The organism is Gilvimarinus xylanilyticus (genome assembly GCF_024195295.1).
Taxonomy (GTDB): domain Bacteria; phylum Pseudomonadota; class Gammaproteobacteria; order Pseudomonadales; family Cellvibrionaceae; genus Gilvimarinus; species Gilvimarinus xylanilyticus.
Genome location: NZ_JAMFTH010000002.1, coordinates 293,665 through 312,906, shown reverse-complemented (window position 1 = coordinate 312,906; position 19,242 = coordinate 293,665). Strand labels below are relative to the sequence as shown.

Here is a 19,242-nt window from a genome sequence, read left to right as displayed (position 1 = left end):
ATGAACAGGCTCGGTTAGCCTTCCATCTGTTCCAGTTCTTTGCCTTTGGTCTCGCGCACAAAGATCAGCACGAAGAACACCGATACCAGAGCGAAGAAGGCGTAAATGCTGTAGGCCGCCGACAGACCAATACCCGCCAGCATAATGGGGAAGCTCCAGGTGACCAAAAAGTTCGCCAGCCACTGAAACAGACCGGCCACCGCCAGGCCCGAGCCGCGAATCTGGTTGGGGAACATCTCGCCCAGCATCACCCACATGACCGGGCCCCAGGACATGTTGAACAAGAATACATACACGTTGGCCCCGTAAAGCGCTAGCAGGCCCGACTCTTTAGACAGATTCAAGCTGCCATCGGCATCTACCGGCGCACCGGCAAAAGCGTAGGCCACCACGGCCAGGCTGATCGCCATACCCGCCGAGCCAAACCACAGCAGCGGCTTACGACCAATTTTATCCACCAAAAAGAAGGTAATCAGGCAGGCGGCAATACTGATGGTGCCGGACAGCACGTTGGTTTGCAGCGCCTCGCTCTCGGTAAAGCCCGCGGCTTCCCAGAGCACTGCGCCATAGTAGAAAACCACGTTAATGCCCACAAATTGCTGCAGAACCGCAAGGCCAATGCCCACCCAGACGATAGGGCGAACCCGGTCTTTAACCTTGTCAAACAGGTCTGAAAGGCGAGGCTTGTGGTGATCTGACGCCAGCGAGTTGCTGATATCGGTTAGCTTGGCGCTGCCGTCCACATCGCCGTAGAGCTTAATTAACACTTCGCGGGCTTTTTCTTGTTTACCCGAGGCCACCAAAAAGCGCGGGCTTTCGGGAATAATCAGCAGAGCTAAAAAGAAAATGCTGGCGGGAATCAGCTCTACCCAGAACATCCAGCGCCAGGTTTCGTAGCCGCTCCAGAACATCTCGGTAGAGCCACCGGCGCTCTCGGCAAGGAAATAGTTAGAGAAAAAAGACGCGGTTAAGCCGCAGATAATGGCAATTTGCTGCACCGAGGTCAGCATGCCGCGATACTTGGCCAGCGCCACTTCACTGATGTAAGCCGGTGCCATGACCGAGGCGGCACCCACTGCCATACCGCCCAGAATACGGTAGATGACAAACTCGAAGGTCGAGGTGGCGATGCCCGAGCCCCAGGCCGAGACAATGAAAAAGACCGAGGCGACGATCAAAAGTGCCTTGCGGCCGTAGGCGTCCGCCAGGCGGCCGGCAAAAAAGGCGCCCACGGCGCAACCCAGCAACATGGACGAGACGCTAAAGCCGGTACCGGCGGCTTCTGAGTCAAAAGCCTGCTGCAAGCCCTTCACGGTACCGTTAATGACACCGCTGTCATAGCCGAACAAAAAACCGCCAATGGTAGCGATCACACTGATGAAGATAATAAAGCCTGTGCTGCCCTGGTTGGGGCCGGAGGAGTTACGCATGGATCTTACCCTGTTATTAAAATCGGACGAGGTTATTCTTGATAGGTGGGGATCATAGCGGTAAAAAGGGCGCCCCTACAAGAGTAAAGGCGCCCGGTCGGCATATGGCTCTCCCGACATATAGTCAATATTACACTTTGGTTTGCGATTTAAACAGGTGTTTCACAGGGAATTTACAAATCGAAAACAAAGCGTCGTCCCAGGACAAAGTTATTCACAGCCAAGCCGGCCATTAGAGGCCTCTCCGGCGGTCAGCGAGACCGAAGGCAGCGCCAGCCAGCCGCTGGTCCGGGCCGGTCAGGGCAAGGCGGACACTTGCGGTAAACTGTGACGAATTGCTGCTGCGGACCATAAGCTGGCGGGAGTGTGAATAAATGACCCCGTGATGAGGGTATTTGTTGGTAACAGAGTAAACCTGAGCAATGACAAGACAATGAGAAAAAGCGTCGCCATTATCGCGCTAGGCCTGTCGGTTCCGCTGATTCAGGCGCAGAGCATCGCCCCTTTTAGCAGCGACGGTTGTAGCCGGTTTCCCAATGGCACGTTAGAGCAGCAAGACTTGTGGCTGGAGTGCTGTGAAAAACACGACTTTGCCTACTGGCGCGGTGGCACCTACACCCAGCGCCGCGAGGCCGATCAAGCTTTAGAGGCCTGTGTTGCCAAGCTGGATGAGCCGGTAATCGCTAGCGTGATGTATATGGGCGTAAGGCTGGGCGGCACTCCTTTCGTGCCCACCGATTTTCGCTGGGGCTACGGCTGGCCTGAATACCGGGGATATCGCGCGTTAAGCACCGCCGAACAGCAATCGGTAGAAAAAGCTATTGAAGCGCTTAAGCCCGCTCAGCGCGAACGAGTGCTACCTGTGTCGGTGATTAAGCCGGTGCCGGAAGATGACTCTTAAGGAGATTATACTGGGCGCAGGCTACAGTCAGATATTGATTGGCAGGTCTTAGGCAGAATTGCCGCGAAAAAAAGCCCGGGTAAAACCCGGGCAAAGCCATTAGAAAGGGAATTAAAAACGCAGGGGCGAACCCCTGCCAAAGGACAATTACTTCAGATCAAACCGGTCGGCGGTCATCACTTTGCTCCAGGCGCTGACAAAGTCCTGCACAAATTTCTCGTCGCTGTCGTCTTGCGAGTAAAACTCGGCAATAGCGCGCAGCTCGGAGTTGGAGCCAAAGATCAAATCCACCGGGGTGGCGGTCCACTTCACCTTGCCCGTGTCGCGATCCAACCCCTGGAAAATACCAGCCTGGTCATCGGACTTTTGCCACACGGTGGACATGTCCACCAAGTTGACGAAAAAGTCGTTGCTGAGCGCGCCCGGCTGATCGGTAAACACACCGTGCTGGCTGCCATCGGCGTTGGCTTGCAGTACGCGCATACCACCCACCAGTGCGGTCATTTCCGGCACGCTTAAATCCAACAGTGCGGCGCGCTCTACCAGTGCTTCGGCCGGGTTACGGTCGTAGCCTTTGGCGTGGTAGTTACGGAAGCCGTCAGACTTAGGCTCCAGCCAGGCAAAGGTGTCGACGTCGGTCATTTCCTGGCTGGCATCGGTACGGCCGGGGTAGAAGGGCACCTCGATGTCGTAGCCGGCTTTATCCGCTGCCTGCTCAATGGCCACGGCGCCGCCCAGAACGATGACATCGGCCAGTGATACCTGGGTTTTACCAGCCTTGTCGTTGAAAGTGCTCTGCACGTCTTGCAACACACTCAGCACGCGCTGCAGCTCTTGGGGCTGGTTGACCGCCCAGTCTTTTTGCGGTGCCAGGCGAATGCGTGCGCCATTGGCGCCGCCGCGCATATCGGTCTCGCGGTAGGAGGCGGCCGATGCCCAGGCGGTTTTCACCAGGTCGCTGGTGCTGAGGTCAGTATCCAAAATGGCTTTTTTGAGCTTTTTGATATCGCGCTCGCCAATTGGCTGGTAGTCCGCCTCGGGGACTGGGTCTTGCCAGACGAACGTTTGCTCTGGAACCAGCTCGCCGATGTAACGTGAGGTGGGGCCCATGTCGCGGTGGGTCAGTTTGAACCAGGCGCGGGCGTAGGCGCGGGTAAACTCTTCTGGGTCGTTCAACCACTTTTGCGTAATTTCGCGATAGGCCGGGTCAACTTTTAACGCCAGGTCAGTGGTCATCATTATGGGAGCGTGGCGCTTGGTGGCGTCGTGGGCATCGGGCACCATAGTAGAGGCCGCACCGTCTTTAGGCACCCACTGTTTGGCGCCGGCGGGGCTGGCGCTCAGCTCCCACTCAAAGCCGTACAGGTTTTGCAAAAAGTTGTGGGTCCACTGCGCCGGGCTGATGGTCCAGGCGCCCTCTAGGCCACTGGTGACGGTATCTTCGGCGTTGCCTTTACCGCATTTGTTTTTCCACCCTAAGCCCTGATCTTCCAGGCTGGCGGCTTCCGGGTCGGCGCCGACACAGTCGGAGGGCTTGTGCGCACCGTGGGCTTTACCAAAGGTGTGGCCACCGGCAATCAGGGCGACGGTTTCTTCATCGTTCATGCCCATGCGGCCAAAGGCCTGGCGAATATCGTGGGCGGCGGCTTGGGGGTCTGGGTTACCGTGGGGGCCTTCGGGGTTGACGTAAATCAGGCCCATTTCGGTAGCGCCAAAGGGCTTGTCCAGCTTGCGATCACCGCTGTGGCGCTTGTCGGTTAGCCATTCGCCCTCGGGGCCCCAGTTGACTTCTTCGGGTTCCCACTCGTCATCGCGGCCAAAGGCAAAACCGATGATGGGAAAGCCCATGTCTTCCATACCAATGGTGCCGGCCAATACCAGCAGATCGGCCCACGACAAGTTATTGCCGTACTTTTGCTTAATCGGCTGCAGCAGGCGGCGGGCTTTATCCAGGCTGGCGTTGTCGGGCCAGCTGTTGAGCGGGGCAAAACGCTGCATACCACCGTCGGCGCCACCGCGGCCGTCCACCATGCGGTAGGTACCGGCGGCGTGCCACGACATACGGATAAAGAAGGGGCCATAGTGACCGTAGTCAGCGGGCCACCAGTCTTGCGAGGTGGTCATCAGCTCTTTCAAATCTTTTTTCAGCGCCTCTACATCCAGATCTTTTAGCGCTTGCTGGTAGTCAAAATTCTCGGGGCGCGGGTCGGCCGAGGCGGATGAGTCGCGCAGCGGCTCCAGGCTCAGGCGGTTGGGCCACCAGTAATCGTTGTTGGGGGTAGTGCCTGTGTTGGCTTGGGCGGTAGCGCCCATAGCGCACAGTACGGCGATTGAGAGAAGCCTTTTCGGCATTGAGGGTGTCATTGTCGCTGTCCTCTTTCCAGTGGTTTGTGGTAAACAGGAGCGATAACAAGAGGGTGTATCCGTAATTGGCTAGCAGGGTTACTTGTTATCGGCGACAACTTTAGATGCACTTTATCGGTGCAACCAATTTCATTTATTGAAGTGCTTGATAGGTATTTTTAATGGTGGTCTTTTGGTTGATCATCTATACGTATATCTTATGGGTGAAAATTGCCGAAATTTAGCCAAAAGCACCAAAATAATGCGTAAAGCTTGGTCTATGGCCGGTGGGCGGGCAAGAGCACCGAAAGCCTGTGCCCGCTCCAGACCGCTTTATGGCAGGGCCGCATCCAGCGCGCGATCAAAGCATTTGCCATCAAAAGGCACTACCAATACCTTGCTGCCGTGGGCGTCGTTGCCCATATCGTCCCACTTGTTCACATCCAGAGCCGAGAAAGTGAAGTGGGTGACGTGGCCGTTTTCTACCAACACCCCAGGGCGCTCCAGCAGGCTCCAGGTATTTTTACTGCCGTCGGTATATTCAAACCCCAGGCGCGGGTCGTAGGCGATGCCGGTATCCACCCAGTTATCGATGCCGTTGCGCGAGACCAAATGGCGCGCCTTGCGAATGTTCCACCAGTTAAGGGTAATGTGATACAGGCCGCCGCTGTACCAGACAATCGGGTCTTCGGCCTTGCTGTTATCGTAGCCTTCAACCGTGGGCCAAATGCTGGGCCCCTGAGCAACGTAAGGCCCCATAATATCGTCGCTAAGCATCACAATACCCGGACGCGATACCAGCATAAAGGTATCGTCGGGGCGCACAATAATGCTCACATTAGCTCCGGCATGCTCCAGGTCCTGACCATTGGCCTCCATGGTTACGGTGCCCTGCAACTCAAATTCGCCGTCAATGGTATCTGAGATAAACACATCCCCGGCGCGACCTGCGTCACTGGCGACCACATAGTAACGGCCATCGGGCAGTACGCCGCCGGTAATATTGTGGCCCAGGCCATCGCGGTCTGAGAAAAACGGTTGCGGGTTTTGGTAGGGGCCTTTAGGCGAGTCGCTAACGGCATGTACGGCAATCGATTTAGACCAATCGTAATGGGTTAAATCACCCGACCAGCGGCTGGCGAACAAATGGTATTTGCCCTCGGGGCCCTTAATAATTTTACCGTCCCAGTAATTCCACTCGGGCTGGGCTTTTGCGCTTTCCAAACCATTGGCAATGTCCCGCGGCAGCACACCTGCGGCGCCCCATACCTCGGCGTTTTGCTGGCCCATGGGCATGGGCTCAAAATAATCTACCATGCGCAGCGAGTCTTGCCCGGCGCAGGCGTTCACCTGATTTCCCATGCCTGCCGGTACACTACTGCAGGCACTTAAACTAAGGCTTGCGAATAACCCCAGCAGGGACTTAGTCGGATTCATAGTCTTTTCCTGTCTGAATATCTTGCCGCCAAGATACCCGAATTTACCCACAGGGCGAAGCGCGCACATAAAAATCCAGGCGCAACAGCCAAACTCAATGGCGGCTTAAGCAGTGCTTTACATTTCACCGCGCCTATACCCGGTTTCGGTATAGGTGCTTAACGCCACTTCAGCGCAGTGCCCGTTGCGCCTTTGCTAATCAGCTCCAAAAGCATTTGTTTGTTTGCAATATCTGAGTCTGCAATGGTGCGAAGCAAGCCGGCGGTAATTTCCTCCTGCTGTAAATAGCGAATCAGATGCTGCTCTAAGCGATCAGCGGGCAGCGCCTGAATATGGCGAATGCCCTCGTGGTAGACAATCCGACTGGCCAGAACCGAGGCCATAGCCCGCGCGTAATAGCTGGCCGGCAGCTTATCCAGTGCGCGATCGCCGGCTTTGTGCAGCAGCGATTGGGGGAAAAACTCCAGCAACAGCGAGCGACAGACACCCGTGGGTGAGACTTTCTCTGAATCGATAAGCCTCGCAATAGTATCGGTGAGGGTTATAATTTCTTGCGACAGCTGCATACTTAGCTGCGCCAGGCTGGATTCCGGGTGAAAGTAAAATTCCCGGAACAGGGTTTTCGCCTCCAGCAGCGCCAAAGCGCGAAGCTTTTGGGTTACCTGTTCCACAAACTCAGGTTTTATACGCAAAAACGCCGCTTCGTTTAACATCATACCCGCAGCGATTTCGTAGCTGCTGCATATTACCCCGCACTTATTGGCCGAGCTGTCTTTGACGATAAACACGCCCTGGCGGGTTAACCATTCGCGCGCCCGGGGGGTTAAGAATAAGTTGGCGCCTTCTACAATGAGCTGACTGGCGGGTCTGCCTTCGGCATTCAGATAATACTTTGCATTGGCTTCGTTAATGGTGCCAGGGCGCCCACCGGCCGGGACAAAAACATCGGTGTGCAGACGGCAGTGCAGCGTGTTTCTCGCCTCAATGCCGCCGGGTTCATCAATGCTCAACACACGCCCGTTGGGGCCGACTTTGCACCTGTCAAACTGAGCAATGGTAAGGTTGTGTGCGACCAAGCGCAGCAGCTCGTTGCGCTCAAGGCCACTCGGGTCTTCGGCACAACCACTGCCGTCGGCAATGCCGGTAATGATTACCTTGTCGCCATAGTCGCGAAACAGAATACGTATAAGATTACCCGCCACATCGCCGTCGGGTCCGCCGGTCATTTTAACGGTGAAAGGCTGCGTTGCCGGATCAATGCCTATATTTTCCAGCCCCACCCGCAAAAATACATTCACGCCCTCACTGGTGACTCCATAGGCTTTGTGATTGATGCCCGCGCCCGGCTTGGAACTCATAAACGAGTTGGGCAGAGCGTAACGGCGCTGCTCGGCCCGCTGGATAATCCACTCAATTAAATTATCCGAAACATTCTCATCCGGGCCTAGAAAAAGAAGCTCGGGCTTAGGGTAGTAGTCGCATCGTTGAGCCTGGGTAAGAGGGGTATCGACAATGACGTCTAGCAGGGCATCCACATAGGATTTACCGCAGCGCAAGGTATTGGCCGAGGGCTTAACCAAAATTACGCCTTTGGAGCCTCCTTCGGGTATGTCTTTATTTTTCAGCTGCTGAGCACTCGCCAATTGATAGGCTTCATCGAACAGACGCTTCACTTCAATGGCGTATTGCTCAATACCTTTGGGTTGCACTATGCGCACGCCGCCGCGGGCAATATCTTCAAAGCGCACATGAAAGCCGTCAAACGCCTTGCCAAAAATATAAAAAATACCAAAGGCTTGTAGCGGGCGCTGCTCAGATACCATTATGGCGGGATCTATATTAAAGGCCAGGGCGTAGCGTTGCTGCGCATAAAGGTTGGCTTTAAGCAAGTGTTTGCTCAGTTTCAGCAGTGTGTTATACGTTTGCGCGATGCGGCTATCCGCCACCCGGTTACTGATCGTGTGAGCCAGTTGGGAATAGAGTCGGTCAAAATTATGAGATTGCTCTGCATCAAACCGCACGGTCACAAGCCGTGCGAGCGATAGGGCAATACTCTCGTCGCTTAGGGCATCGGCTAAAATAGCATCGCGGCTTAACTCTTGGCTTATAGTGATGCCCAGCACTTGATCGGCCAGGTGACACAGTCCCACAAGCACTTCTGTCTCTAGCAAAGACCAGCCGGGGCGCGTAAAAGCGAGTTCGAGAACTTCCTTATCGAGGTAGGCCAGGCGGTTAATTTCCGCCCCAAACTGCCTGATTTGGTCGTCGTTACAACCGCGCATATCGACTTGTAAAACCAGCAGGGTGCGTTGCGCCGGCGTGTCTAGGTCAAAGTTTTCAACATAGCTTTCACGTATATCTATTTCATGCCTGCAGCAAAAACGGGCCACGCGGGTGAACAGGTTAGTAGAGTCCACCTGGCCCGTGGCATAGGCGATATTAAAGACCGATGAGCTGCCTGGCACAGGCGTAATACGTGATTCAGTGTCCAGCGAGTGACGTACTTTCTGCACCAGCTGGGCGTGCCCCAGCAACTCTTGCAGGCAGTGGCGGGCCAGATAGTTGTCATTCGCTGCGCGGATAAAGTCCCGCGTAACTTCGGTCACCGCCTTATCGGATTCAATGTAAACCTTGTCCAGCTCGGCGAGCAGCGCTTCTCGTCGAGCCGATCTCTGATCGTTGGCGGTGTGCTCCGCTTGACTAAAATCAAACACATCGATGACGAGGGAATTGTTTTTAGCGGTGTAAGCGCGCGCTTGCTTAAGGCTTTTGTGTGCCGGGATTTGGTTGAGGATATCCCCCAGTAGCCCCGGGTAGCCACCAAAGTGGATATAGGTTTGGCGGTTGGCATCATGATTTTCCAGCATGATGCGCTCTTGGGTGCCGGAAATGTTCGCCAATAAAATGGCCGATAAATGCTGAAGGATCGTGCGTTCGTCGTTAGAATCGAAATAACTTTGCGGCATTATGGCGAAGAAGTTGTCCAACATGCGATCGGTCGAGTCTGTGACATACTGAATAAGCCCCGACTTAAACGTTTCTTTCAAATCGTTTGGCATGATCATTCCTTTGTCTGGTGCTGACTGCGGATAGGGCGCCATTAAAGGGCTTTAGTGAGCGTGAATGCCCTTTTGCAGGGCTGTGTTACTGATGTTTTCCCGTAGACGCCCTTGAAGGCAATAAAATTTCTTATCCCCCCAGGTTGGTATCAAAACTGATACCAACCTTACCCCGCAGAGCGATTATTGATCCCTCGGGTTAATCGGGCTGATGCAGTTCGATCGCGTAAACGTTTTCGATACTATGTCCGTCCAAGCATGGCCAGAGCTTCGCGGTTGTATGCCACGCGATTTTCAAGGCGTTCATCTTTGGGGCGAATGCCCAGCTTTATACCTAAAATCGGCAAGTTCTTTGCGTCGGCTGCGTGAATGCACCGGTGAATCTGTGCTTCGCTCATAAGTGAGCGCTCGGCACCGATAGCGCTATGTTCTGAAGGTGCGGCAGGCATATGCGTATCCGCCCACACGCCATAGGGTGTGTCTTGATCTGATGCGCCCGAAAACATTAATCCGGCCAGTACGCCCGCCTGTTTGGCTTGTTGAATGTGTTCGATTGCACCTGTGGTCGAGCGGGTCTCAATAACGGATCGCCCCCAGTTAATGACTACCCCTAGATTGGCATTGTGAGTTTGGTTAACGGCTTTTATTACCTCTATCTCGTCCTCAAGCGTTAAAAAACCTTTGGCGGGCTCTTGCCCTTCAATCAAGGTGTCGCAATGCTCAAGTACAACTCGCGCACCCTGCCAATCCCATTGCAGCATGGTTTCCAGCGACGCTTTAAGCGAAGCAGCAGATGAGCTTGCCTTTGCTTTATTGGGCGCGGTTTGCATTTCAATCGCTTGCACCACCTGGCGTCCGGCGTGGGCATTTAATTTCGCTATCGCAGCGCGAGCCTTTTCCATAAAGGCCAAGGCTTGCTCACGACCTGCTGTATCATCCGAGGCAATACCAAAATTAGGGTTTATTCCTATCGCGCCCATAGTGCCGGGTACACAGGTAAAAACATATTGCCAATTAGGGTCAATGTTCTCTAAAAACCAATCGTCGTCGTAAGCGTGCAGGTTTTCACCGAGAAATGGGTGTTCCAGGCCCTTAATCGATGGAATTTGCTTTAACTGATGGTAGTAGCGGGTTTCCAGTTCTGGATTCCAGCCTGAAGTGCAGGGTGAGGAGGCGTAGGCACCTACATAATAAGACATGGAGTATCCTTATTCAGTTGATTGGCTCAGTCAGAATCTTTAAATTGGTTGGGCGACTGCTTGGCAAGCTCCAGTACTTGGTCGTAGGTTAGGCCATCAATTTTTCGGCCGATTAATGCGTAGTTGAATTGCTGCATCGTTGGATTATTTGCCACCTCGTAGACAGTGTTAATATCTGAAAACTGAATAGTTACAAGTGCAGTTCCAAACTTTATTTTCTCCGCTCGGTCAAGGCGTTTCATTACTGTCGCTATTCCGGCCTTAGTCGATTCTGCTGTGCTTCCGTCAAATACGAAGTTTGGTTTGCTAGTGGCGCACCCGGCAACGCAGATAAATAGCAGTATAAATAATAGTCTTTTCATTAAATCCTCAATACATTAGGTTCTTTAGCTGCTGATGGTAGTGGCCGCGATGGCGGGCATAACGGCTGCGACAATAACGGCTGACTGGCAGGCGCTGATAACTTGTTTGGTCGCTTCGCCGGTTAGTTCTCCCTCTTGAATTTTATCGATTCGCTTTTTGTAAGGTTTGAGCTCTTTGCGACCCAGGGTTTCGCTCAACATTCCCGAGCCATTGGCCAGAGAAATTAATACCACGGTGCGAGGATCAAGCGGCTCTTTGTCGGTAAATATAGCCGTTTTTAATCTTTCAATAATCTCTCGTTCCGGGATGGGGTCTAGCTCGGGGTAAATTCGTCGTGTAAAAATAAACAGAATTTTATCTTCCTCGGCTTTGAGAATGCCCCGATCGCACAGTGATTGCGCCGCTTTATATTTTAAGTCTTTCACCCCGGCAAGCCGCGATACCCAGTTTTGCAGCGACGCTCTACGCTTAGCCTCCTTCATTTTGGCAAGACATTCGTCTATTACGGGGTCTCCACAGGGCGCTGAATTTTCTATGTTAACCAGTGGCTTCTTGGCGCTTTCTACCGTGATTCTTTCGTTAAGCAGTAGCTCTGCCAAAACCGCACCGGCGATTACCTGCTCAATAAAGCCGGTGGAAATGGTGCCCTTCTCATCGCGCAGAGCCAACAGCATTATTTCTTGATAGAGGTAAAGTGGTTTATTATTTTGCATCGCTTATCTCCGTAATTTGCTTGGTCAGCCCTATGACTGAGCGTTTTCCCTCAATTACCCTGCTTGGCCCGATTAATCGCGGCCTCCACCGATGCCAGAGCCCTGGGGCTGTTCTTCCAGCAGCTTGAGTGGAGCATATCGGCCACGAGTTCGGCAATGTCGTAAGGCTCGTGCCGGGCGAGCTGGATTAATAGAGGTGCCCTATATGCCAATCTCTCCAAAGCGTTGAATAACCGTGGGGCCTACACCCTTTAATGCGAGTAGAGCGGCGCGCTCGTCAGAACTAAAGGGCATTATTTAATACCACAGGGACCAATAAAACCGAATGACATTGGCATCAAAACTGTACAGCGGCTCTTCCCCCGGCGAAGCTTCGGTATCCAGCACATTGCGAAAGTTGTCGTAGTTAAAGTCGAAATAATCCCAGTATAAATTGATGGTACTTTTCTCAAAGCTCCACAGCCAGCGTTCGGGGATGTCGTAGGTCACGCCCAGGCCAAAATTGTCCGATTGATACTCGCTGAGCTCTTTGTCGCGAGCGAGAAAGTTTTGTGCATCGCGAAAGGGAAATAGGTCGGAGTAAAAGTCGGCATTGGTTTGTTGATAGGCGCGGTACTTCACCTCAAACAGCCAGCGCTCGCCCCAGGGCTGGGTGTAGCGCAGGGCCCAGTTTTTCGCGGTTATGCCCCAGCTATCGTCATAGTAGCGGGCATCGGCGCGGATGCTGGCGCGGTAGGGTAAATAGTATATGCCCCGCAGACCTACGGCATCCGAATTGCGGGTGTGGGGGTACACTTCAGCCTGGTAGCTATAGCCCTGGGCGGCGTTGGGGTCTAAATAGCGAACCTGGCGGTAGGGGTTGTTTAAATAGCCTTCGTCCACGGCGGCCTCAACGCTGGCGGCGGCGATAAACGATTTGGTGATGACTTGGGTTAAGTTCAATTGGTAGCGACGGCGTTCTACGTCGTGTTCAAAGTTAGGTCGCCCGTTTTTACCTACAACGTCTTTACCAAAGCTAAAACCAAAACTTAATGTGGTTAAATCGCCAAAAAAGCTTTGGCTAATTCCCAGACTTCCGGTTTCAGCACTGTAGTCGTTTTCTTCGCTACTGGTATAGCCAGCGCTGATAATAGTGCGGTCGTGCAAATACTCGGTGCCCAGCGAATACTCGGTGCGCTTTTCCGAGTATTCGCTGGCGGTGGCTAATACATCAATAGACGCGGACGATACCATGTCCACATAATAGTTGGCTGATACAGCCACATTGCTGCCAATATTTTTACGCACCAAGACCGACGGGCCATCAATAGTCGCGCCGCCGCCATCGTAGCTGTGGTACATCACATCCACCCGGTCCGGGTCCAGCACTTCGGCTTGAAGGGACATGCTCGCCAGCAGTAGCAAAACCCCCAACGCTGCGACTTGAGCAATTGGCGTTCTGCGTTTCGCGTTAAGCGTGCTGCGAACTAAATCAGTTACACCCACAACCGCCTCCGCTGGCGCCATCGGCGCCGCGCGCTCCCTCGCGCGCCTCGTACACATGGTGTAAATAATTGCTGGCAATGGGGTCGCGATTAAAGTCCATGATTTCATCGGCCAAGTTTTCCCGCTCGTAGGGTTTTACCCAGGGGCTGCAACCACTGGCGAGTACTACGACCGTTATCAGCAACAATGAGCGAATCATTCGCGAATCAGCTCTTTGATTTGCTTGCGGTACTTTTCTTCATCGCCCGAGCGGTAGCCGCGGTTGGTGTGGCGGATGTTGCCGTCGCGATCAATCAAAATGGTGGTGGGCATGGCGTCTACCCCATACAGTTCACTGACTTTGCTGGTGGGGTCGTAAAGCACCGGAAAACTGACAGGGATATCTTCCAGCAGTTTGTCGGCGGCGTCTGTGTCTGACTCTACGTTAATCCCGTACAACACAAATCCCGCGTCTTGGTAGCGTTGGTATAGCTCATCCAGTAAAGGCATTTCTTTGCGACAGGGGGCGCACCAGCTGGCCCAAAAATTCAGCATGACTACATTGCCGCGTTGCTCGGCCAGACGCTGGTTATCGCCGGTGGTGCTTTTTAAGGTGAAGTCGGGTGCGCTCTGTTGTGCCTGAACGCCTGTGGCGGTTACCCAGATAGTAATTGCCAAAAGTGTCTTGTGCCAAAATGTCATAGCCAATCCTTACGGGTTAAAAGAAAACCGACAGACCCAGTCGGCCTTCAAAGTTATTAGTGTCGCGGGGTTCGCCAAACAGCTCGTGGCTGAACATATAATCGCGCAGGCCTATGTCCAGCGCGAACCAGTCGGTAAAATAAATTTTGTAGCCGGCACCCAGCGAATAGGTGGCGTATCGGTTGTCGGCAAATTCGGTGTTGCCGCCGCCTGCGGTGACATAAAAGTGGGTGTTAAAGGCGGTATTCTCGCTCCAAAACGCTTGGCCGGGAAACAGCTTGTAGCCCAACGACAAGTTATAGTAGCTGTACTCGCGCTGATCATCGGTTAAAAATTCTACCGCACCGCTGAGTAGCTCGTAACTGGTTTTCTGCGCCTCGCTAACGCCGTAAATGGCCTCAAAGAAAAAGTCTTCGGTTATATGGTAAGCTAGGCTTACGCCCACAACCGCGTTGCTGCCAAAGTCTTCAATACCCAGTGCGCCGCCATACACGCCGATTTCAAAGTTTTCCGAATCCAGCATGTCTTCGTCAATGTCGCGGCGCTCGATATCCGATCCCACAATAGGTTCCAGCGGGTCATCTTGCTGAGCGTTTGCGCCCAGGGGTAAGCAGGCCAGGGCCGCTAGAAAAATACGTTGAATCCGACTCGCCATTCGTCAACCTCGTCGTTAGTTTCGCGGCTTGTAAGCAAATAATGGTTGGTGTAGTCCAGGCGCAGAAAAAACCGGCGCGATAAATACACATAGGTCCCCAGGCTGGCCTGCCATACGGTGTCTTCGCGATCCTCGGTATCCACCAGGGTGGCGCTGGGGTTAATGTTAATAATCCCCGCTCCCAGTCCCAAGTAAGGCGATACTCGCCATTCGGGGAAGGGCTGATGGGTAAGCCCCAGTGATGCCACATCACTGTCGGAAAAGCTGCCGGCCTGTTCGCCGTAGCGTGCTTCGATGGTCAGGTTGCGGGTAAAGCGGTAGCCCAAACTGAGTGTGGTGGAATCGGCGCCATCAAAATCGCCAAAGGCGGCGCCCAACTCAAATTGCCCCACCACCGCGTCCGAGCGATAGTCGTCGGTAAAGTCTGGCGGCTCGCCGGTGCTATCTATGGTGTCGGCCATGGTGTCGCGTTTAACCCAGCCTTCTTGCCCCCGCGCGGTGGCAACCTTAATCCAACCGGTGCGGCTTTTTAGCAGGGTGATGGTTTCGCCTTTTTCCAGCGCATAAAAGATGGGGTAGCCCCGGCCGGGGCCAGTGTATACATCTATGTAAGCGCTGTTAACGGTGACCACCAGGGGTTCATCTTCGCTCCACCAGTCTAACCAACCGGCATGCAGCGGCGCGCTAAACAGCAGCAACAGTAACAAGCTTGGCTTAACAAGGTTTGGCATTAATCGGGCACGTCAAATGGGTTGTTATAGTACTGGGCCCCGATATCGAGCCACTCGGTTAGTAATTTTTGCTCGCTGGCGTTTAGCAGGCCGCGATGGTCAAAGGTTTGTTCTTCTGGCGCAAAATTGTTTAACGCGTTAAAGAACCGGGCGCTGGCCCAGGCGCCGGCCGGCGACATGGGCCGACCCACGGGCACCCGCACTAAGATCGGAATGGGGTTGCCCTCGGCATCCAGTATCAGCTCGCCGTCTTCGTCCACTTCATACTCGCCGCTTTCAATTAAAATATCCTGTAGCACGCCGTCTACCACTTCTTGCTCGAAACGGGTGGCCAGTAGCTGCCGGTAAGAGGTGAGGTGGGGCGTATTGTTTTCGCTGGCGCTTAAGTCTAACTGCCCTGCCGGAATCTGTACAAGGCCGTCAAGGTCCAGCGGGCTGTGGCAACCGGTGCAGGTGTTGTCGGCCAGTACACTGCCATCGTCGCGAAGTTCGATGCGGGGTTTATTCCACAGCGGCTGAATGTGTTGCGGGTAATTGATGACAATGCGGCACTGGGCGTTCCAGGCCTCAAGGCAGGCCTCGGTGGTGGGGATGGCCTCGGGTGCGGCGGCCAGGTCTTCATAGCGCCAAGCGAAGGACTCGTCCGGTTCGCGCACGTCGGGGTCGGTCCAATCGTCGGTGTATTCAATATTCACATTGGGGCGGCGGATGCCGGCAATGCGCGCGTACACCTCGGCCATGGTTTCGCCCATGTCGGCAAACAGCGCGGGGTCGGTATTGGCAAAGGGGGCACCGGTGGTTTCGGCGCCCGTGTTAATCGTCTCTGGCCCGGCGTTTAACCGACCGTGGGGGATTTGGGTGTCGCCATCATGGCAGCCCTGGCACTCGAAGGTCTCGCCCGGGCGCAGCTGTAACCAATGCTGGTGGCGGGGGCTGATTCGTCGGCCATTGCCGTCCAGGACCGACAGAGTAAAGGCCACGTCAGCGGGTACCAGGGTTTTAACCGAGCCGTCGGGCTCCACCGGAACATAACCCAGCACCTCTTTGAAGCGCTGTGCGCTGCTGATACCAAAGGCGCTGCCGGGAACATTTAAAATCTCATCCGGCGGTTCGGAGACGGCTTTTACCAGGCGCAGAAAACGTGCAGGGCGCTCGCTGGCATTAAACTGTGCCGGGTCGCGCAGGTTTTCGATACCCGCGCTGGTGCTGTCCACGCCGTCTATGTCGTAAACGCTGCGAATATGCAGCACGCCCAGACCTTCGGCGGCCAAGTCGGGGTCGGTGGTGGGTGGCCGATAATCGGCCGGGGCGCGCGGCTCCAGGGTGACGATATCGGTGTAGTAAACGTCTTCGGCGGGCACAATCACCGGCTGTTGGGTATTGTCGTCCAGGTTGTAAATCCACAAACCGTATACCGGCGGCGCCGCTTCCAGCTCGCGCGCCAAATTATCTTCAGTGCAGGGCACGGTGCGGTTTTCACTGTCCGGGTTTTCCGGCTCAACCGGGTCCAGCAGGCGGCACTGACTCCAGCTGACCAGCAAGCGGTTGGTGCCATCGTACAGTGGCGTCAGGGCCGAGAATTCCCCGTGGCGAGAGATACTGCCGTCAATCATCACCGGCAGGACTGTCAGGGTATCCAGCGCGGCATCCTCGGCCAGGCTGGTCTCTTCTTCGCTTGAGGTAAGGGCGCGGTTATCTTCAACGTAATCGGTGTGGTTGATGGCCACCATGTCGCCGCCCAGCATTGTGTCGCGGGGCTTATAAATGCCTACCAGGCGGCCGTCGGGCAGCAATTCGGGGTTAAACAGCCAGGGTGTCTCGTCGCCCAGACGGGTGTGGTAGCCGTAGTGCAGCCGGGCGTCGGTGCCATCGGGCCGCATGGTGTAGTAGCTAATGCGGTTATTGCGGTAGTTGTCGGCGCGGGTGTAAAGCAGGCGCCCGTCTTCCAGCAGTAGTGGTTCCCAGTCATGGCTTTGGTTGTAGGTCAGCTGGCGGATATCGGTACCGTCACTGTTCATGGAGTGCAGGACAAAGGCCGGGCCATCGCCGCTTTCACTTTGGGCGGCGTACTGGGGTTTGTTGTCGTCCAGCAAAATAGCCCGGCTACGCACCTGGCGGGTGGAGGAAAACACAATGCGCCCGTCAGGCAGGTAGCGGGGGTTAATGTCGTCGGCTTGCTCGGCGACAATGTCCGATTCAATCACCCGGCGCAGGCTGTCCAGCTCCAGGTTGTACTCCCAAATATTCCAGCTGGGTTGTTCGTCCTCGTCTACGTCTTCAAGCTCGGGCGCACGCAGGGCGAATAGCAGTCGCTCGCCATTGGGGTGCGCGCTTAAATCTCTTACATCGTATTCGGCGCCCTCGCCAAAGGCGCGATCAGTGATGTTAACGGTCAGGGCCGAGTCGGTGGCGCGCTCTTTTAAAAATAACCGGGCGCCTGGGGCAAAGTCATCCCGCGCGAAGGGTTCCGGGGCCTCAAGTTCGCCCTCGTCGTCGCGGGGCAGTGCGCGCTGAATATAAGCAATGGGTAAATCCACCACCACTGGGTCCGGATCTTGTCCGCCGCCGGATACACCGCCCTCGCCTCCGCCACAGGCGGCCAGAGTGGCGGCTGTGCAGCTCAGCAATAATCGCTTAAGCGGTGCGACGGGCAAGATCGAGTGGGGCCATTCCATGCAGTCAAACTCTTTTTGAGCGTTAGGGTGAGCGAGTTATTCTAGCCTTAGCGATGGCGCAATCTGCCACCAATTGATGTATTTGTGATTGGGTAGACAAGACTGCCCGGCGCAAACCACAGGATACCCTTTGCCATGCGCCTATAATAGTCGGTTATAGAACAAAACCGTGGAGCCGGGGAATGCCCCTAAGCAAACAACTTAAGCGATTGGCGCTGGGCGCCGCCATGCTGTGCGCCGCCGTGCAGGTGCAGGCCGGGCCGCGCGAGCAGGCGCTGCAAATTCACTCGCGCGTGGCCGGGGTGCCGCCCAGCCAAACCGTGCTGCTGCAAATGGCCGAGCATATAGACAGTGGCGACACAGCCGCTGCAGTGCGGATGGCCATGGAAAACGACGGTTTTTACCGCGCCACCCTTAAAACCCTGGCCACGCCCTGGACCAACCGCGATATGACGCCTTTCGCCCCGCTAAACGATTACACCGCCACGGTGATGGGGCTGGTGCGCGATGGCGAGGACTTTCGCCAGCTGCTGTATGGCAATGTGCTCTATACCGGCAGTGACGATCTGCCCGCTTACAGCACCGACAACAACGAGCACTATCGCGCTCTAGAGGCGAGTGACGCCAGCTTAAAAGACACGCTTACCCGCCGTAGTCAGTCTTCACTTACTGGTTTGCCCAGCGAAGCCACCGCCGGGGTCATGACCAGCCGCGCTGCCGCCAAAGCGTTTTTTTACGCCGGCACCAACCGCGCGATGTTCCGCTTTACCCTGCTCAACCATTTGTGCCGCGATTTAGAACAGGTACACGACACCACCGGTATTCCCGACCGCATCCGCCAGGATGTAAGCCGCAGCCCCGGCGGCGACAGCCGGGTGTTTTTGAATAACTGCGTGGGCTGCCACACGGGCATGGACCCCATGGCCCAGGCCTTTGCCTACTACGACTACGAGTACGATGCCGCCGCCGACCCGGACGCCCAGTTCGGCGCCATTCACTACAACACGGACGGCGAAACCGACCCCGCCACCGGCACCCGCGTCGAGGCCAAATACCACATTAACGCCGGCACCTTTGCGCCGGGCTACGTCACCCCCGACGACCACTGGGACAACTACTGGCGGCGCGGCCCCAACGTGGTGCTGGCCTGGGACCCAAGCCTTGAAGGCAGTGGCAGCGGCGCTAAAAGCCTAGGCATGGAGTTGGCCCACTCGGGCGCCTTTGCCAGCTGCCAGGTGGAAAAAGTGTTTAACGCCGTGTGCCTGCGCAAACCCGGCGACAGTGCCGACCGCGCCTTAATTGCAAACGCCACGAGCAACTTTGCCGCCAGTGGTTACAACTTAAAGCAGGTGTTTATTGACACCGCCGACTACTGTAAGGGTGAATAATATGGCGGCGATCACATCACACCTGAGCACAATCGCGATCCGCCTCTCCCGCTGTATAAAGCGAAGGGTGGCAACCGGCGCTGAAATTCAGAACCTTCTCCAGCATGGATGCTGGAGCAGAGCTACAAGGACGTATTCACCGCGTGTTCTGAATTTCAGCGTCGGTTACCGCTCGCCCCATA

The 19,242-nt window shown here is 55.2% G+C and carries 15 protein-coding genes; 2 read left to right on the top strand and 13 right to left on the bottom strand.

Annotated features, from left to right (window positions below; all coding sequences use genetic code 11):
- Window positions 1-14 precede the first annotated feature (14 nt).
- Window positions 15-1,430 (bottom strand): sugar porter family MFS transporter, encoded by a 1,416-nt coding sequence (locus tag M6D89_RS10280; protein WP_253967974.1) that lies wholly within the window; start codon window positions 1,428-1,430, stop codon window positions 15-17.
- A gap of 433 nt (window positions 1,431-1,863) precedes the next feature.
- Here M6D89_RS10280 and M6D89_RS10275 point away from each other — a divergent pair, with 433 nt between their 5' ends.
- On the top strand, window positions 1,864-2,331 hold the full coding sequence (locus M6D89_RS10275; protein WP_253967973.1) for an FAD-binding oxidoreductase: 468 nt from the start codon (window positions 1,864-1,866) through the stop codon (window positions 2,329-2,331).
- Between the two features lie 147 nt (window positions 2,332-2,478).
- Here M6D89_RS10275 and katG read toward each other — a convergent pair whose 3' ends face one another.
- From katG to M6D89_RS10215, 12 genes are all read right to left on the bottom strand, one after another.
- Complete coding sequence (gene katG, locus M6D89_RS10270) at window positions 2,479-4,695, bottom strand: catalase/peroxidase HPI (protein ID WP_272496039.1); 2,217 nt, start codon at window positions 4,693-4,695, stop codon at window positions 2,479-2,481.
- Between the two features lie 312 nt (window positions 4,696-5,007).
- Window positions 5,008-6,111: a glycoside hydrolase family protein gene (locus M6D89_RS10265; protein WP_253967972.1), complete on the bottom strand. Its 1,104-nt coding sequence runs from the start codon at window positions 6,109-6,111 to the stop codon at window positions 5,008-5,010.
- Between the two features lie 158 nt (window positions 6,112-6,269).
- The gene (locus M6D89_RS10260; protein WP_253967971.1) at window positions 6,270-9,170 is read right to left on the bottom strand and encodes an NAD-glutamate dehydrogenase domain-containing protein; all 2,901 of its coding nucleotides are present in this window, start codon (window positions 9,168-9,170) and stop codon (window positions 6,270-6,272) included.
- A 242-nt stretch (window positions 9,171-9,412) separates the two neighbouring features.
- Complete coding sequence (locus M6D89_RS10255; RefSeq protein WP_253967970.1) at window positions 9,413-10,369, bottom strand: DUF4862 family protein; 957 nt, start codon at window positions 10,367-10,369, stop codon at window positions 9,413-9,415.
- A 26-nt stretch (window positions 10,370-10,395) separates the two neighbouring features.
- On the bottom strand, window positions 10,396-10,731 hold the full coding sequence (locus M6D89_RS10250) for a DUF6694 family lipoprotein (protein WP_253967969.1): 336 nt from the start codon (window positions 10,729-10,731) through the stop codon (window positions 10,396-10,398).
- A gap of 24 nt (window positions 10,732-10,755) precedes the next feature.
- The gene (locus M6D89_RS10245) at window positions 10,756-11,445 is read right to left on the bottom strand and encodes a GOLPH3/VPS74 family protein (RefSeq protein WP_253967968.1); all 690 of its coding nucleotides are present in this window, start codon (window positions 11,443-11,445) and stop codon (window positions 10,756-10,758) included.
- A gap of 297 nt (window positions 11,446-11,742) precedes the next feature.
- The gene (locus tag M6D89_RS10240; RefSeq protein WP_253968046.1) at window positions 11,743-12,831 is read right to left on the bottom strand and encodes a DUF3570 domain-containing protein; all 1,089 of its coding nucleotides are present in this window, start codon (window positions 12,829-12,831) and stop codon (window positions 11,743-11,745) included.
- An 85-nt stretch (window positions 12,832-12,916) separates the two neighbouring features.
- The gene (locus M6D89_RS10235) at window positions 12,917-13,129 is read right to left on the bottom strand and encodes a DUF4266 domain-containing protein (protein ID WP_253967967.1); all 213 of its coding nucleotides are present in this window, start codon (window positions 13,127-13,129) and stop codon (window positions 12,917-12,919) included.
- Window positions 13,126-13,611, bottom strand: coding sequence for a TlpA family protein disulfide reductase (locus M6D89_RS10230; RefSeq protein WP_253967966.1), 486 nt, complete (start codon window positions 13,609-13,611; stop codon window positions 13,126-13,128). The genes M6D89_RS10235 and M6D89_RS10230 overlap by 4 nt, the downstream gene beginning before the upstream one ends.
- Window positions 13,612-13,627: 16 nt before the next feature.
- On the bottom strand, window positions 13,628-14,266 hold the full coding sequence (locus tag M6D89_RS10225) for an outer membrane beta-barrel domain-containing protein (RefSeq protein ID WP_253967965.1): 639 nt from the start codon (window positions 14,264-14,266) through the stop codon (window positions 13,628-13,630).
- Entirely contained in the window at window positions 14,236-14,997 is a 762-nt protein-coding gene (locus M6D89_RS10220) for an outer membrane beta-barrel protein (protein ID WP_253967964.1), read from the bottom strand. Before M6D89_RS10220 ends, M6D89_RS10225 begins: the two co-directional genes overlap by 31 nt.
- Window positions 14,997-17,672, bottom strand: a complete 2,676-nt coding sequence (locus M6D89_RS10215) for an HzsA-related protein (RefSeq protein WP_253967963.1) — start codon at window positions 17,670-17,672, stop codon at window positions 14,997-14,999. The genes M6D89_RS10220 and M6D89_RS10215 overlap by 1 nt, the downstream gene beginning before the upstream one ends.
- A 182-nt stretch (window positions 17,673-17,854) precedes the next feature.
- On the opposite strand from M6D89_RS10215, the gene M6D89_RS10210 reads away from it, so the two are divergent.
- Window positions 17,855-19,060 (top strand): hypothetical protein, encoded by a 1,206-nt coding sequence (locus tag M6D89_RS10210; RefSeq protein ID WP_418930355.1) that lies wholly within the window; start codon window positions 17,855-17,857, stop codon window positions 19,058-19,060.
- Window positions 19,061-19,242: the final 182 nt, after the last annotated feature.

Coding starts and splice junctions, on each gene's coding strand:
- M6D89_RS10225 (WP_253967965.1), bottom strand. CDS start 14,266: ATGGCGAGTCGGATTCAACGTATTTTTCTAGCGGCCCTGGCCTGCTTA.
- M6D89_RS10230 (WP_253967966.1), bottom strand. CDS start 13,611: ATGACATTTTGGCACAAGACACTTTTGGCAATTACTATCTGGGTAACC.
- M6D89_RS10280 (WP_253967974.1), bottom strand. CDS start 1,430: ATGCGTAACTCCTCCGGCCCCAACCAGGGCAGCACAGGCTTTATTATC.
- M6D89_RS10250 (WP_253967969.1), bottom strand. CDS start 10,731: ATGAAAAGACTATTATTTATACTGCTATTTATCTGCGTTGCCGGGTGC.
- katG (WP_272496039.1), bottom strand. CDS start 4,695: ATGACACCCTCAATGCCGAAAAGGCTTCTCTCAATCGCCGTACTGTGC.
- M6D89_RS10240 (WP_253968046.1), bottom strand. CDS start 12,831: ATGTCCCTTCAAGCCGAAGTGCTGGACCCGGACCGGGTGGATGTGATG.
- M6D89_RS10245 (WP_253967968.1), bottom strand. CDS start 11,445: ATGCAAAATAATAAACCACTTTACCTCTATCAAGAAATAATGCTGTTG.
- M6D89_RS10260 (WP_253967971.1), bottom strand. CDS start 9,170: ATGCCAAACGATTTGAAAGAAACGTTTAAGTCGGGGCTTATTCAGTAT.
- M6D89_RS10235 (WP_253967967.1), bottom strand. CDS start 13,129: ATGATTCGCTCATTGTTGCTGATAACGGTCGTAGTACTCGCCAGTGGT.
- M6D89_RS10215 (WP_253967963.1), bottom strand. CDS start 17,672: ATGGAATGGCCCCACTCGATCTTGCCCGTCGCACCGCTTAAGCGATTA.
- M6D89_RS10275 (WP_253967973.1), top strand. CDS start 1,864: ATGAGAAAAAGCGTCGCCATTATCGCGCTAGGCCTGTCGGTTCCGCTG.
- M6D89_RS10220 (WP_253967964.1), bottom strand. CDS start 14,997: ATGCCAAACCTTGTTAAGCCAAGCTTGTTACTGTTGCTGCTGTTTAGC.
- M6D89_RS10255 (WP_253967970.1), bottom strand. CDS start 10,369: ATGTCTTATTATGTAGGTGCCTACGCCTCCTCACCCTGCACTTCAGGC.
- M6D89_RS10265 (WP_253967972.1), bottom strand. CDS start 6,111: ATGAATCCGACTAAGTCCCTGCTGGGGTTATTCGCAAGCCTTAGTTTA.
- M6D89_RS10210 (WP_418930355.1), top strand. CDS start 17,855: ATGCCCCTAAGCAAACAACTTAAGCGATTGGCGCTGGGCGCCGCCATG.